The sequence below is a fragment of the Pauljensenia sp. UMB3104 genome (assembly GCF_030217285.1).
Classification (GTDB): Bacteria; Actinomycetota; Actinomycetes; order Actinomycetales; family Actinomycetaceae; genus Pauljensenia.
The window spans coordinates 1-14,693 of sequence record NZ_JASONN010000009.1 but is presented as its reverse complement, the minus strand read 5'-3'; the positions used below and the strand labels follow the sequence as shown (position 1 = coordinate 14,693).

The window sequence follows — 14,693 nt, the reverse complement described above, 5'->3', positions numbered from 1 at the left end:
GCCGCGTTCCTCGGGTGAAGGGTCCCCGGCCCCGGCCTCGTGCTGAGAGTGTTAGCGGGGGAGCGTGACGCGCTTCGTGTCCTCGTCGTAGACGATCATGCCGTCTTTGAGGAGGGCGCGGTACACGCGTGAGGGCTGGTAGCGGTCGCCGCCATCGATGCGGGCGACGTCGAGGACTCGGCGTTTGGTGAGCCCTTCCTTGCCTTCGAAGTGGGCGGTGCGCAGGGCTTTCATGATGCGGCCGCGCGCCTGGCGGTCGGTGCCGACGTAGGGCTGGGGCGTGGGTCGCTTCTCGTCCTTGGGGTATCCGGCGGCGGCCCACGAGCAATTCGCGTGGATCGCGCACTCGTCGCACGAGGGGCTCAGCTGGGTGCACACGAGGGCGCCGAATTCCATGAGCGACAAACTGACGTCGGCGGCGGCGTGTCCATTTTCTGGGAGGAGGGCTTCGGCGCGGGTCGTTTCCGCTTTTGAGGGCGTGGAGTGGGGCGGGAACTCCCGGCCATCGAGAAATCTGACCAGCACGCGACGCACGTTCGTGTCCAGGACGGGCACGCGGATTCCGTGTCGGAACGCGAGGAGAGCGCTGGCGGTGTAGGTGCCGACGCCCGGCAGCAGGGTGAGTTCCTTCATGGTGAGCGGGACCTCGCCGTCGTGCTTCTCGACGATCGCGGTCGCGCAGGCCTTGAGGCGCAGGGCGCGGGAGGGGTATCCGAGGTTTGCCCAGGCGACAATGATGTCTGCCGAGGATGCGGCGGCGAGATCGGCGGGGGTAGGCCAGCGCTCCATCCACTCAAGCCAGATTGGCTGGACCCGTGAGATGGGGGTCTGCTGGCTCATGATTTCAAAGACGAGGGTCCCCCAGTCGGAGACGTCCTGCGCGCGCATGGGTAGGTCTCGCTGATGTGCGGCGAACCAGTGGGGCAGGTCGATCAGGAGTGATCGCGAGGCCTCGGCCGTCGGATTTGTGAACACCCAGTCAGTCTATGGAAGAAAGTTGCAATGCGACGAACGAAAAAAATTAACCTGTGATCCCTGACATAAAAAGGGGAGGGTGTTGTACAAAATATGAATGCTTCGGTAGTCTGACCGTGTTTTCAGAAAGCACCCCTGTCCCAGGGGCCATCAACACATAGGAGACAACATGTCCGCTCCTCAGCAGCCCGGCTACAACGCTCCCGTCCAGGGCAAGTCCCGCGTGGTCGCCGGCCTTCTCAACCTGTTCCTCGGCGGCTTCGGCGTCGGTGACTTCTACCTCGGCTACACCCAGTACGGCATCTACAAGATCGTCATCTCCGTGGCGATCTTGGTGCTGGGCTTCCTGGATCTCGGCTTCCTCTCGAACATCATCACGCTGCTCAGCTACGTTTGGTCGGTCGTTCTGCTCGTCGTGGCCATCATGACCTTCATGGGCAAGTGGATCTACGAGAAGGACGCCAACGGCGTTCCCACCGTCTGAGCACCTGCGCTCCGCGCGTGATGCGCGCGTCAGACTACCCCGTGGGGCCCGGCTTGATGCCGGGCCCCACGTCTTTTCAGTGGCGGAACGCGCTCTCGAGGGTGAGAGCGATCATTTCAGGACGAGGAACCACGGCACGGCTTCGCGGCCTCCGGGATCAATCAGGGGCGTTTCGGGGTGGACGCGACTCTCGCACGAGGGTGTGAGCACGCTAGGCTATGTCAGTACGGCCGTCCGCGGCCCCCCACGACAACCGAAAGGCTCACCCATGACGACGCCCGACCCGCAGGCCACCCCCTTCTCCCCTGAGGATCCCGCGAAGGTTCCCGCCCCCGAGGTCCCCTCGGCCGACTTCTCGATTCCCGACGCTCCTGCGGTTGACGCTGCTGGCGAGATCCCGGTCCCCGAGGTTCCGGCGTTCGACGCGGTTCCCGCGCCCGATACTGCTGCGGCCCCCGACGCCGTCCCCGCGCCCGAGGCGCCGTCCTTCCCCCAGGCCTCGGCCCCCTCCTTCGACGAGGCGACAGCGACGCCCGGCTCGACTACCTACGGCACCGCCTACGACGCTACGTCCGCCCAGGCGGGCCCCGAGGCCGCCGCGAACCAGGCCCCCTACGGTGCGCCCGAAGGTGCGCAGCCTGGCTATGGCGCGCAGCCCGGCTACGAGCAGGCCGCTTACGCCGGCGGCCAGCAGGCGTACGGACAGTCCGGTTACGCCCAGCCCGCGTTCGGGCAGCCCGTCGTCGGCGCCCCCAAGCAGTGGATCGTCGCCCTGCTCCTGGCGTTCTTCCTGGGTGCCCTGGGCATTCACAACTTCTACCTGGGCTACACCGCTAAGGGTGTCTTTCAGCTGATTCTGACGATCACCATGATCGGTGCGCCCATCGCCGCCATCTGGGCGCTCATCGAGTTCGTCTTGATCCTGGCCCACTCCGGCTCCTACGCCTACGACGCGCAGGGTCAGCCCCTCCAGTGATTCGCTGAGGCTGTTGTCGCGGCGCTGAGTGTGCGACAATCGTGTCATGCTGCTCAGTGACCGCGACATCAAAGCCTCCCTGGACTCCGGGCGTATCCAGCTCGACCCGCTGGACCGCGATTTGGTTCAGCCGGCCAGCATTGACGTGCGCCTGGATCGCCTGTTCCGCCTCTTCGACAACCACCGCTACCCGGTGATTGATCCTGCGGCGGATCAGTCGGACCTCACTCACCTGGTGGACGTGGGCCCCGACCAGCCTTTCGTCCTGCACCCCGGCGAGTTTGTCCTGGGAGCCACCTACGAGCTCGTCACCCTGGGTGATGACATTGCGGCGCGCCTGGAGGGTAAGTCCTCGCTGGGCCGCCTCGGCTTGCTCACGCACTCGACGGCGGGCTTCATCGACCCCGGTTTCTCCGGTCACGTGACCCTCGAGCTGTCGAACACGGCGACGATGCCGATCCTGCTTTACCCCGGTATGAAGATCGGGCAGCTGTGCTTCTTTGACCTGTCCTCCCCGGCCGAGCACCCCTACGGCTCCCAGGGCCTCGGCTCTCACTACCAGGGCCAGCGCGGCCCGACGCCGTCGCGCACCCACGAGCGTTTCACGCGTACGCGCATCGAACGGTAAGCCTCAATGTCGGCCCTTCCCCCTCCGCTGCCGTCCCGGCGTGAACGCATGCGCGCCGAGCGTGCCGAGCGCGCGGCTCGCGAGATGAGCTATCCGCCTGCGCCGGATCCCGCCGACCTGCCCGAGCCTCCCGCTCCCGAGCCCGCGGATCTTCAGGTGCCGCCTCTGCCGGAGCCGCCCGCGCCGACGCCCGTCATGGGAGTCCCGCAGGCGCACGCTGCCCCGCAGGGAAGCAGCCGCCGCGAGGCGGAGGTTGGCATTCCGCCCGTGGCTCCGAGCCAGACGCGCACGGGTGTCATTCAGGGCGTCGCGCTGCCCGGCATGACTCCGCGCGCCGAGCAGGTCACCAACAGGGACGAGGCCCCCCAGGCCTCGCCGGTGAGGCGTTCCCTCAAGGAACGCATGGCGGCCACCCCTCATTCCTTCGCGGATCCGACGCCGATGAGCGCGACGGACAATCCGCTCACCCAGACGAACGTCGGGCTGGCGACGATGACCTCAACGGACGCGGCGTTCCAGATCGCGGCCGACGGCGAGGTCACGAGCGCCGAGGCCGCCGTCCCGATCGCCGCCGCCATTGAGGTGAGTGAACCCGCCGGCGTCATCGACCTGGAGGACGCGCGCGCCCATCATCTTTTCCTCGTCTCCGACGCGGTCGATCCCGCCGAACTGGAGGCGCTCGCGATTTCCATGTGGGACGAGGCCGGTTGGATCGCCCCGGGACGCCTGCGCCTGTCCTCCGAGGCTGAGCTGGAGGGGCCGTGGGCGCTCGACCAGCCGACGCGCGCAGCGCTGGGTACCCCGGCCTCGCTCGCGAACGCGTGGGTCCTGCGCTGCCCGCAGGCGCACGCCCGCCAGCAGAATAACGGCGTCATGGGCGAGTGGGACAAGGCCTTCCCCGAGGGCCTGCCCACCGGTCTGGAGTATCGCGTGCTCGAGGCGCTGCGCCGCATGGCCCGCCGCCTCGCCGGCGGCCTGCGCATCGCGGGCAGCGGCTACGTCATGGTCCCCGACGCCGACTCGGCCGTGAATCTGACGGTGTACTCGCCGCGCTGGATTAATCCCGAGGACCTGCTCTCCGCGATGCGTGAGCGCGCCGGGTTCGAACAGATGAAGGACGCGCGCGACATCGCGCCCGAGGCCCCCAAGCCCCCGCCGCTCACCCCCGCGCAGATCGCGCAGATCGAGAAGCTGAAGGCTGAGCTCGGCCCGGTTCGCAAAGACATTGCGTCCAAGATCGCGAAGGCGCGCGAGGAGCTCGAGGCCCAGCGCGACCAGCCGCAGGTCGTCGACGGGTACGCCCTCATGAGCCCGATCGGGCACCGCTCCGACATGATGATCGAGGTCCACGCCGTCCCCACGCCTCCGCGTGTGCTGCGCTGGGAGCCGTGGACGGCCGGGGCCATCATCGAATACCAGGTGCGCTGGCTACCCACGTCCGCGCCGACGCCCGGAGCGGGGGCGATGAGCCGCACCGCGCGCCTCGAGCGTCTGCGTTCCACGCAGGACGTGGAGAAGGCCGCCGGCATGATCGCAACCCTCGTGGGCGGCAACGTCGTCGACGAGGATGGCTTCCTCGTCGGCCTCGAGGAAATCTCCCCGGAGGACCAGGAATAGGTCGCATCCGTAGAAGGAGCGCCGCGCGCCCGCTAGGGTAAGTATGTTTGCAAACCACTATGAACGAAAGGGCACACCATGAAGCTCTCCGCACGCAACCAGCTCCCCGGCACCGTCGTTGAGGTCTCCGAGGGCGCCGTGAACGGCATCGTCAAGATCGAGGTGGCCCCCGGCCTGGTCATCTCCTCGTCGATCACGAACTCTGCCATCGAGGAGCTCGGCCTGACCGTCGGCTCCAAGGCCGTCGCCGTCATCAAGGCTTCCAACGTCATCGTTGGCGTCGAGGACTGATTGTTCTGAGGTTGACGGGCGGCCCAGCAGGTTTTCCTGCGGGGCCGCCCCTTTGTTTGCGGTGCTTGCGCGCGATAGGTGATGCGTGGGCGCGCGATGTGCGCGCTGTGTTGCTCGGCGTGCGCGCGTGCGCTACTGCCCGCGCTTGACGGATTCGAGCAGCATGACGGCCACGTCGCGCACCTCGGGAAGCTTCCCGCCGGGCGAGGCCGTGGCCCCCTCGGCGCTCGAGGAGCCCTGATCGGCGGAGTCGGAGGAGACGAAGCCGGCCGACGTGCCCGAGGCGGAGCCGAGCATCTGGGAGCAGAAGGGGCATGCCGTCGCGACGACGTCCGCACCCGTGGACGCGGCCTCGACGATGCGGGCGTCCGCGATGCGGGTCCCGCGCGTCTCCTCGAACCAGGCGTGCGCGCCGCCCGCGCCGCAGCACATCGCGCGGTCGCGATTGCGCGGCATCTCGACGAGCTCCACGTTCGGCAGGGAGCCCACGAGCTCGCGCGGCGGGGAGTAAATCTTGTTGTGGCGTCCCAGGAAGCACGCGTCGTGGTAGGTGACCTTCAGGGGCGCACCGACCCAGGGAGCGCCCGTGGAGGGTGCCGTGTCCGAGGAGGCCGCCCCGGCCTCGTCCGTGGAGTCCGCGCCCGTAGATGCAGCGGAAGTGGGGGCCACCGGCGTGAGGAGGCCGTCGCGCACGAGGCGGTTGAGGAGCTGCGTGTGATGGACGACGTCGAAGGAGCCGCCCAGCTCCGGGTACTCGCCGGCGATCGTGTTGAAGCAGTGCGCGCAGGAGACGACGATCTTCTGGGGCTTGGCTTCCTTGAGCGTGTCGATCGCCTGGGCGGCCAGCATCTGGAAGAGCGCCTCGTTGCCGGCGCGGCGGGCCGGATCGCCCGTGCAGGACTCGCCCGAGCCGAGGACCGCGAAGGACACGCCCGCCGTGTGCAGCAGCTCGGCGACGGCGGCGCTGGTCTTCTTCGCCGTGTCGTCGTAGGCACCCGCGCAGCCCACCCAGAACAGGTAGTCAACCTCGGAGGCGTCCTCGATGTCCTCGCCGACGATGGGGATGTCGAAGTCCAGCTTCTTCGCCCAGTCCATGCGCTTGCGGGCGGGCTGGTTGTAGGGGTTCGCCTTGGATTCCATGCCGCGGAACGCGCGGCCCAGCTCGCGGGGGAACGCGCCCTCCATGAGGACCTGGTGGCGGCGCAGGTCGAGGATGTGGTCGATGTGTTCGATGTCGACGGGGCACTGCTCGACGCAGGCGCCGCAGTTCGTGCAGTCCCACAGGACCTCTTCGGAGACGACCTCGGGGACCAGGGGAGCGGTCACCGCGGAGACGCCCTCGGGCCCGGTTGCGCCCGACAGGGACAGGGCGGACACCAGGTCGAAAGAGTGGGGCGAGGCCGGCACGCCCTTGTCGAGGAGGACCTCGCCGTCCTCGAGCTTCTGGTGGCCCTCCTCCTGCTCGACGATCTGCACGTTGGAGGCGGACTCCATGTGGTCGCGCAGGCCCATGATGAGCAGCTTGGGGGAGAGGGGCTTCTGGGTGTTCCACGCGGGGCACAGCTCCTGGCAGCGGCCGCACTCGGTGCACGAGTACAGGTCCAGGCGGGCCTTCCACGAGAAGTCGTCGATCGTGCCCACACCGAGGACCGTGTCTTCGGGGAGGTCGTCGAAGTCGTCCTCGCTGGTGACCGGCTTGCCGTCGATCAGCATGTGGTCGGCCGGTCCCAGGGACTTCGTGCCGTTGGCGTTGCGGCGCGTGTACAGGTTGAGGATCGCGACGAAGCGGTGCCAGGCGACGCCCATGCCGGTCTGGATGCCGACGACCGTCAGCCAGGCCATGGAGGTGATGACCTTGAGGGCGCTGACCAGCACGATCGCGTTCGCGAGCGAGGCGGACGAGGAGGAGGCTGCGGCCGCGAAGAGCGCGCCGAGCCAGGCGGTGAGCGGGAAGTGCAGGGCGGTCGCGTGGGTCTCCAGGCCCGGCGTGAGGCTGAACAGCGCGTATTCGAGGCCGCGCAGGGCCACGACGCACGCGCACACGATGAGGATGACCCACTCGACGAAGAGCGCCTGCCAGCGGGTCGAACCCAGGAAACGGGAGGCCAGGCCGCGCGGGGAGGAGTCGCGGGGGTGGGGCTTGGCCAGGGACGAGGGCGGGGTACCTTCGGGGTCGGCCGCGGCAGCAGCGGCATCGGGATCGTCGTTCGAGAGGGCCGCCTCGGCGGCCGTGCCACGCCCGGCGCGCTGGCGCACGACCATCAGAAGGATGATGCCAACCAGGCCGCCCCACGCGAAGACCTCGGTGAGCCACTCCCACGGCGCGAAATGCCCGAGGAGGGGCAGCGTGAAGGTCTGGACGCGCAGCTGGGCGTACCCGGTGACCAGGGTGAGGAAGAGGATCGGGAAGGAGACCATGACCAGCCAGTGGGCGGCCTTGATCCACGGGCGCCCCTTAAACTCACGGTGGGTGAGGGCTGCAGAGATGACGCCCCAGAGGCGCTTGCCCACGGGGGTCAGGCGCCCCGGGTCGGGCGTGCCCGCGCAGACCGTGCGCCACATGTGCGTCAGGCCTCGCGCGAACGACAGGACGGCCAGGGCGCTCACCAGCAGGGCGAGTCCCCACATGATGGCGCTCAGCGTCGGATTGGCCACGTTTCCTCCTCAAGATTGCTGCACTCCATTGTGTCATCTCGACCATGAGGAGACCGACTCTGCCCCGCAAAGCGTGCGCAATTACGCGCTGCGCGTCGTGTTTGCTGGGCCCGCGTGTGCGCGCCACAACGTGGATATATGCCACGAGGAGGGGAAAAGTATGGGAGAGTGAGAGCGTGCTTCCCGTCTCGCAGCCAGACTTGACACTGTCCGACCAGGAACTCTTCGGAGACGATCACCCGCACGATCACTGCGGCGTCTTCGGGGTGTGGGCCCCGGGCGAGGATGTTTCCCGCCTGACCTACTTCTCCCTCTACGCCTTGCAACACCGCGGCCAACAGAGCGCCGGTATTGCGACATCGAATGGCAAGCAGATCCTCGTGTATAAGGATCAGGGCCTCGTGTCGCAGGTGTTCTCCGAGCAGTCCCTCCAAGGCCTGCGCGGCCACATCGCGCTGGGCCACGTCCGCTACGCGACGACCGGCGCGGACGTGTGGCGCAACGCCCAGCCGACGCTGGGCCCCACCCCCACGGGCACCCTCGCCCTGGCCCACAACGGCAACCTCACCAACACGGTCGAGCTGCGCGAGCTGGCCTCCGAGATCGCCGATGACGGCGAGGACTTCGAACGCGGGGCATCCACCGACACCTCCCTCGTGACCGCGCTTTTGGGCATGGCCGACCGCATCCCGGGGCCGACCCCCTTCATCGCGTCCCCGTCCGTCACGCCCGGGCACACCGGCGCGGACGAGGCCGCCCCGGCCTCGTCGGTGGACGACCTGGAGCCCGCGCCCCTCGTCGGCGCCGCCCTGAAGGTCCTGCCGCGCATCAAGGGCGCGTTCTCGCTGGTCTTCATGGACGAGCACACGCTGTACGCGGCGCGTGACCCGCACGGCTACCGTCCGCTCGTGCTCGGCCGCCTCGCCTCCGGCTGGGTCGTCGCCTCCGAGACCGCCGCCCTGGACCTGTGTGGCGCGACCTTCGTGCGCGAGGTTGAGCCCGGCGAACTCATCTCGATCGACGCCTCGGGCGTGCACTCGCGCCGCTTCGCCGTGCGCCGCTCCAACACCTGCGTCTTCGAGTACGTCTACCTGGCACGCCCCGACACGACCATCGGCGGGCGCCGCATCGTGGCCGCGCGCCACGAGATGGGCGCCGCCCTCGCGCGCGAAAACCCCATCGAGGCCGACCTGGTGATCCCCACGCCCGACTCGGGTACGCCCGCCGCGATCGGCTACGCGCAGGAGTCCGGGATCCCCTTCGCCCAGGGCCTGGTCAAGAACGCGTACGTGGGCCGCACCTTCATCCAGCCCACGCAGTCCCTGCGCCAGCTCGGTATCCGCCTCAAGCTCAACCCCCTGCGCGAGGTCATCGAAGGCAAGCGCCTCGTCGTCATCGACGACTCGATCGTGCGCGGTAACACGCAGCGCGCGCTCGTCAAGATGCTGCGCGAGGCCGGGGCCGCGGAGGTGCACGTGCGCATCTCGTCCCCGCCGGTGCTGTGGCCGTGCTTCTTCGGTATCGATTTCCCGACCCGGGCCGAGCTCATCGCCTCGTCCATGAGCGTCGAGCAGGTCCGCGACTCGATCGGTGCCGACTCCCTGGCGTACCTGTCGATCGACGGCATGGTCGCGGCCACCGGACAGGGCACGTCCCTGTGCCTCGGCTGCTTCACCGGCGAATACCCGGAGACGATCCCCGCCGGCACGCCCGTGCCCGGAACCCCCGACGCCACCCCCTGCTAACCCCTACGCCCGCGGCGCACCAGCACCGCGGGCGTTGTTCTCACCCCGACCACCCGACACGGCCTCGTCGAGCGCCACCTGCGAAAGGTACCACCCATGACCGACACCCCCCTGGACTACGCGACCGCCGGCGTTGACACGGCGGCGGGCGACCGCGCCGTCGAGCTGATGAAGAGCGCCGTCGCCGCCACCCACGACTCCACCGTGCTGGGCGCGACCGGCGGATTCGCCGGCATGGTGGACGCCTCGGCGCTGCTGGGCATGGAGAAGCCGCTGCTCGCGACCTCCACGGACGGCGTCGGCACCAAGATCGCGATCGCGCAGGCCATGGACGTGCACGACACGATCGGCCAGGACCTGGTCGGCATGGTCGTCGACGACATCGTCGTGATCGGCGCGCGCCCGGTCCTCATGACCGACTACATCGCCTGCGGGCACGTCGTCCCCGAGCGCATCGCCTCCATCGTCACCGGCATCGCACGCGCCTGCGAGGCCACGGGCACGCCCCTCATCGGCGGCGAAACCGCGGAGCACCCGGGCGTCATGGAGCCGGATGACTACGACATCGCGGGCGCTGCGACCGGCGTCGTGGACGCCTCCAAGCTGCTCGGCCCCGAGCGCGTGACCGACGGCGACGTCGTCATCGCCATGGCCTCCTCGGGCCTGCACTCCAACGGCTACTCGCTGGTGCGTTCCGTCGTCTCCCGCGTGGGCGCGTCGCTGGATTCCCACGTCGCCGAGTTCGGCCGCACCCTCGGCGAGGAACTCCTCGAGCCCACGCGCCTGTACACGCGCCTGTGCCTCGACCTGGTCGAGCGCTTCGGCGTCGGCGGCATTCACGCCTACTCGCACGTGACCGGCGGTGGCCTGGCCGCGAACCTGTCGCGCGTCCTGCCTGTCGGCGCGGTGGCGACCGTTGACCGCTCCACGTGGACCGTCCCCGCCGTGTTCGACTGGGTGCGCCGCGGCGGCGACGTCACCTGGGTCGGCATGGAGGACTCCCTGAACCTGGGCGTCGGCATGGTCGCCGTCGTCTCCGCGTCCGTCGCCTCCGAGGTCCAATCCGCGATCAACGAGGCCGGGGTGGCCGCGTGGGTCCTGGGCTCCGTCACGTCGGCCGGCGCCGACGGCACGGTTGCCGGTTTCGGGTCGGTCTCCGACCTGAGCGCCGATTCCTCCGGCGTGCGCCTCATCTCCGGCACGAAGGGCGTCCAGGCGGGCGCCGTGCTGCTGCACGGCGAGTACCGCGTGGGTTGAGCGTTGCGTGAGCTGAGCTGAGCTTCGCTGAACGGCGCGCCCGCTCTGAATGCGCGTGAGGGGTCGAGGCCTGCGGGCCTCGACCCCTTATTACGTGCGGGCGTGTGGATGGGCGGATGCGCGTGCGAAACCTCGGTGGCCCTCAATAAACCAGCGGTGATGAGAAAACGTGTTTCGGGTACGCCAAAGCGGCGGACCGGTTCTCGGTCCGCCGTGTGGCTGAGCCGTTACTTAGTGGAGGATCCACCCGTCCAGAAGGACTCATCGAGCTGCTTCGGGTCGATGTCGTCATCTTCTGCGGGAATCTCGGCGAAGTCGGCGTATTTCGAGTAGAGGTCGTCGTCGATCGCATCGTCCTCTTCGGGTTCGTCCGCCGGCGCGTGTGCCAGGTACGAGTCCTCATCCGCCAGCTCGCGCTGGAGTGCGTTTAGGTCGGTGTCGGGGCTGAAATACTTCAGCTTCCGAGCGACTTTCATCTGCTTAGCCTTTTGACGGCCGCGCCCCATGGCGTCGACCCCCTCCGCGTCGTTCGGGTCCGCGTAGAGCGGTTCCCTGGGTGTTCAAAATGTTTCGTGGGACCATCATAGCTAAAGACGGGCCTTGACCTCACCTTGGATCGTGTTTTGCGCGCTCAGCTGAGCGGCACTCGGCCCGTGAAAGCCCACGAAAACGGGGAAATGTAACCGGCGCAACCCACGGCCGGTGTGGCCGGAGTTACGCCGGTTCGCGTCAGTTGGTGCTTACAGCGCCTCGGTCACGTCGGACTTGAGGGCCGCGAGCGTGTGTGCGGCGGCCTCGCGGGCTGCGCGGCGGGCCTCGCGACGCGAACGACGCGAGGAGCGGGTCGCCAGCAGGATGATCACGCCGATGGTGCCGATCGCGGACAGGGCGACGACGCCGACCTTTTTCAGGGCCTCGGCGTTGCCGCCGGCCGCGTCCTGCAGAGTCAGCGACGCCGACTCTTTGAAGGAAGCGAAACGGGCGCTGGCCTCGTCCTTCGCCTCCTGGGCGAGGGCGGCGGGCTGGACGCGCGCGTACAGCTGGTCGATCGTGGCGGCCAGTTCGGCGCGCTGGCGCTCGAGGTCGGCCGCGATCTGGGCCTCCGTGCGCGGCTCCGAGGAGGTGGACGCGGGGGCGGATTCGCCGACGGTCACGTTGCGCGGATCGAGGTTCGTGCTCACTTGCCCAGTCCCTTCTCGATGGCTTCCTTGGTGGCGGCGACCGACGCGGCAGGGTCCGGGCGGTGCGCCTGCGCGCTCTTGAGGGAGCGGGCGCCGACGAGGGCGAGGATCAGGACGATCAGGAGGAGGACGCCGACGATGATGAGCGACGCCGCCCACGCGGGCAGGACGAGCGCGAGCGCGATCTCGGCGGTGTGCAGCGTCCAGCCGAGCAGGTAGAGCGCGAAGACTGCGGCGGCCACGAGGAGGGCGATGCCCTTACCGCTCTTGGCTGCGAAGGTGCGCAGCTTCGCCTTGTTGAGCTCGATCTCGCCGCGAATGATCCCGGAGATCTGGCCGGTCACGGACGCGAAGAGGGCGCCGATGCTGGGGCGGGCCTCGCCTGCGGCCTGCGCGGTGTTGACGGGCGGCGGCGGGTACTGCCCGGGCTGGGGGGTGGGCTGAGTCATGGGTGCTCCTGCGCGTGCGGGTGAGCGAGGCGGCGCCTCGCCTGATACGCCTAGTCTCTCATGAAGGAGGTCGGCTCGCAGTGACCGGTCCGTTACTCCTGCGGGGCGATCGAACCGGGCAGATCGGAGAGGATCTTACGGGCGCGCACGACCAGGTCGGAGACCTCGGGCTCGGCCATGGCCGGGTCCTCGGTGTCGACGACGGGAATGCCGCGCATCGCGGTCTCGGTGCGGGGCTCGGGCGAGGCCTGGGGCACCTGCGTTGCCTGGCTTGCCTGGCTTGCCTGCGCGGGCGCTGTCTCCACACGGGTGGTCGCCGCGTCGAGGGCCGCCTCGGCGTGGTCGGCCGTCCCAATCGTGGGGGTTTCCTCGGGTGCGGATGCCTGTTGCGCGTTCGCGGGCTGTGCCCCGGCCTCGTTGGCGCCGAGCGGGTGCCACGCGGGGGCCGAGGAGGACCCGGTGGGGGAGATGACCTCGTCGAAGGAGGAGGGAAGCGCCGAGGGGATCGGGCCGAGGAGGGCCTTCGGGTCCTCGGGGTTGGCTTCTAGGGACGCGTTGATGAGCGCGACGGAGGGACCGGGCGCGTCGAGGGCGACGCGGCCGTTCGTCAGGAGGATCGCGCGGTCGGTGGCGGCGGCGACCTCGGGGTTCGGGGTTGCGAGGACGACCGCGCAGCCCGCGTCCGCGAGGGCGCGCAGGAGGGGGCCGAGTTCCGTGCGGGCGGCGGCGGGCAGGGTGATCGGATCTTCGACGAGGAAGACCTCCGCGCCGGACACGATCGCGCGGGCGATGAGGGCCTTGAAGCGCTCCCACTCGGAAAGCTCGGAGGGGTGGAGTTCGACGCGCTGGGCGAGGCCCGTGATCTGCAGGGCGCCCACAAGGTTGTCCCAGTCGGCGACGGAACCCGTCGCGGACAGGGGGGCCAGGATGTTCTGGCGGATCGTCAGGGACTCATCCAGCGGGGAGTCCGCGCGGATCAGCGCGACCGAGCCGATGCGGCCCGCGAGGCGCGCCGCCAGCGAGCGTGAGGGCGCGGCGACGATGCGGCCCGCCTGCGGCTCCTCGAGGCCCGCGAGGATCAGGAAAAGGGCGCGGGCGCGGCGGCCCGTCGGATCCAGGATCGCGCTCAGCGAGCGCGCGCGGAAGCCCAGGTCGATGTTTGCCAGGAGGACTGCGCCCGACCCGTGATCCGTGTAGGTGATGCCCAGGCCGGCGACCTGGACGCGGCCGCCGCGGCCCTTCGCGGAGAAGGAACGACGCGAGCGGTACCAGGGGCGAGGCTCGGCGGGCGGCAGGTGCACGGGTGCGGCGACGACGAGGTCGTTGCCGGTGGCGTTGCTTGCTGCGGTGTTGGCGCTGTTGGCGGGCGTGAGCTCCTGGGCGGACTGCTGGGGTGCTGCCTGCTGGGGTGCGTTGGTGGTGAACGAGGCGGGGGTTGCCTCGGCCGTGCCGGTCGGGAGGATGGGGCCGTCGGAGACGAGGGTTTCCTGCGGGTCCAGTGCGCCGTCCTCGGCGAGCGTGGCCGCTGCTTCCTGCTCGGAGGGTGCGCCGACCTCGTCGAGGGCGCTGAGCGTCTCCTCGAACGACGGGGTGGACATCTCGGCGAGCGCGTCCGCCATCGACTGGGCGGGCGTCTGCGAGGTAGCCATGTGCATGGCGGCTTGCTCGCCAGCTTGCTCGGCGGCTTGCTCGGCGGCGGCCGTCACGTCGGCCAGCTCCTGGCTATCCGAACCGTGCAGGTTTTCACGCGGGTCATTCGACATGCCCCCATTGTTTCAGGATCGTGCCACTTGTGTCGCCATGGCACGCGGAAGTGGGTGGGGTGATACGTTTGTGAGGTCCTGCGAGCGCTCGACGCGACCCCGGTCGCGGTGTTCCCCGGCAGGGGATGATCCCGTGTAGTGCATCAGGAGGTTGTTTTCCCTGTCGAGATTGCTTTTCCTTGTATTTTGGAATTTTGCTTCTATCGCTTGAAGTTATCCGATGTGTGTTTCTATGCGTGTTATGGGGCTCTTCGCATTTGAGGGTGTAGGGGTGTTCGGTGGGGTTCGGCGTGTCGTGGCCGGGTAGGGGTCGAGGTCTTTCGATGATGGAGATTCCTACACCGTCCATCCGAAAGACCTCGACATGGCCAATACTACCTTTGATCGCCCTGACCTGAGCGCGTTCACGCGCCTGGATGACCTGGGCCTGGAAGTGACCGGCCAGCACATGTGGCCAGACCATGCAGTGTTGGCATGCCGCATTGTTGCTGAGGATCGGTGGTGCCAACGCTGCGGATGCCAGGGCGAGTCGCGTGACACGGTGATCAGGCGCTTGGCGCACGATCCTTACGGGTGGCGCCCCACGATCTTGCACGTGAGCGTGCGCCGCTACCGGTGCCAGGAGTGCGCTCACGTGTGGCGTCAGGATATGAGCCAAGCAGCCGATCCGCG

13 protein-coding genes and 1 pseudogene are annotated in these 14,693 nt (G+C 68.8%); 8 read left to right on the top strand and 6 right to left on the bottom strand.

Annotated features, from left to right (window positions below):
* Positions 1–51: 51 nt before the first annotated feature.
* Complete coding sequence (locus tag QP415_RS06025) at positions 52–888, bottom strand: base excision DNA repair protein (RefSeq protein ID WP_048677431.1); 837 nt, start codon at positions 886–888, stop codon at positions 52–54.
* A 256-nt stretch (positions 889–1,144) separates the two neighbouring features.
* Between QP415_RS06025 and QP415_RS06020 the strand changes: the two genes are divergently transcribed.
* The 5 genes from QP415_RS06020 (at position 1,145) to QP415_RS06000 (ending at position 4,971) form a co-directional block, all read left to right on the top strand.
* Complete coding sequence (locus QP415_RS06020; RefSeq protein WP_048677412.1) at positions 1,145–1,459, top strand: NINE protein; 315 nt, start codon at positions 1,145–1,147, stop codon at positions 1,457–1,459.
* Between the two features lie 268 nt (positions 1,460–1,727).
* Entirely contained in the window at positions 1,728–2,435 is a 708-nt protein-coding gene (locus QP415_RS06015; protein WP_285099372.1) for a TM2 domain-containing protein, read from the top strand.
* Positions 2,436–2,481: 46 nt separating this feature from the next.
* Positions 2,482–3,063 carry a dCTP deaminase gene (gene dcd, locus QP415_RS06010; protein ID WP_016460519.1) on the top strand — a complete coding sequence of 194 codons (582 nt, stop codon included), beginning with the start codon at positions 2,482–2,484 and terminating at the stop codon, positions 3,061–3,063.
* 6 nt (positions 3,064–3,069) lie between these two features.
* The gene (locus tag QP415_RS06005) at positions 3,070–4,680 is read left to right on the top strand and encodes a hypothetical protein (protein ID WP_285099370.1); all 1,611 of its coding nucleotides are present in this window, start codon (positions 3,070–3,072) and stop codon (positions 4,678–4,680) included.
* A gap of 78 nt (positions 4,681–4,758) precedes the next feature.
* Positions 4,759–4,971, top strand: a complete 213-nt coding sequence (locus QP415_RS06000; RefSeq protein ID WP_016460517.1) for a TOBE domain-containing protein — start codon at positions 4,759–4,761, stop codon at positions 4,969–4,971.
* A gap of 132 nt (positions 4,972–5,103) precedes the next feature.
* Here QP415_RS06000 and QP415_RS05995 read toward each other — a convergent pair whose 3' ends face one another.
* Entirely contained in the window at positions 5,104–7,626 is a 2,523-nt protein-coding gene (locus QP415_RS05995; protein WP_285099368.1) for a (Fe-S)-binding protein, read from the bottom strand.
* A 176-nt stretch (positions 7,627–7,802) separates the two neighbouring features.
* On the opposite strand from QP415_RS05995, the gene purF reads away from it, so the two are divergent.
* Together purF and purM are read left to right on the top strand one after the other, a co-directional pair.
* Positions 7,803–9,371: an amidophosphoribosyltransferase gene (gene purF, locus QP415_RS05990; RefSeq protein WP_285099366.1), complete on the top strand. Its 1,569-nt coding sequence runs from the start codon at positions 7,803–7,805 to the stop codon at positions 9,369–9,371.
* Positions 9,372–9,467: 96 nt separating this feature from the next.
* Positions 9,468–10,628, top strand: coding sequence for a phosphoribosylformylglycinamidine cyclo-ligase (purM, locus tag QP415_RS05985; RefSeq protein ID WP_285099364.1), 1,161 nt, complete (start codon positions 9,468–9,470; stop codon positions 10,626–10,628).
* A gap of 227 nt (positions 10,629–10,855) precedes the next feature.
* Here the strand turns inward: purM and QP415_RS05980 are convergent, their stop codons facing one another.
* The 4 genes from QP415_RS05980 to QP415_RS05965 all read right to left on the bottom strand — a co-directional run bounded on the left by QP415_RS05980 (position 10,856) and on the right by QP415_RS05965 (position 14,021).
* A complete protein-coding gene (locus QP415_RS05980; RefSeq protein ID WP_285099362.1) occupies positions 10,856–11,134 on the bottom strand; it encodes a DUF3073 domain-containing protein in 279 nt (92 codons plus the stop codon).
* A 234-nt stretch (positions 11,135–11,368) separates the two neighbouring features.
* A complete protein-coding gene (locus QP415_RS05975) occupies positions 11,369–11,809 on the bottom strand; it encodes a DUF3618 domain-containing protein (RefSeq protein WP_285099360.1) in 441 nt (146 codons plus the stop codon).
* Positions 11,806–12,258 (bottom strand): phage holin family protein, encoded by a 453-nt coding sequence (locus QP415_RS05970; RefSeq protein WP_016460511.1) that lies wholly within the window; start codon positions 12,256–12,258, stop codon positions 11,806–11,808. Before QP415_RS05970 ends, QP415_RS05975 begins: the two co-directional genes overlap by 4 nt.
* Positions 12,259–12,350: 92 nt before the next feature.
* Complete coding sequence (locus QP415_RS05965) at positions 12,351–14,021, bottom strand: ATP-binding cassette domain-containing protein (RefSeq protein ID WP_285099358.1); 1,671 nt, start codon at positions 14,019–14,021, stop codon at positions 12,351–12,353.
* Between the two features lie 364 nt (positions 14,022–14,385).
* Here QP415_RS05965 and QP415_RS05960 point away from each other — a divergent pair.
* Positions 14,386–14,693 (top strand): annotated as a pseudogene (locus QP415_RS05960) (ISL3 family transposase); the annotation flags it as partial.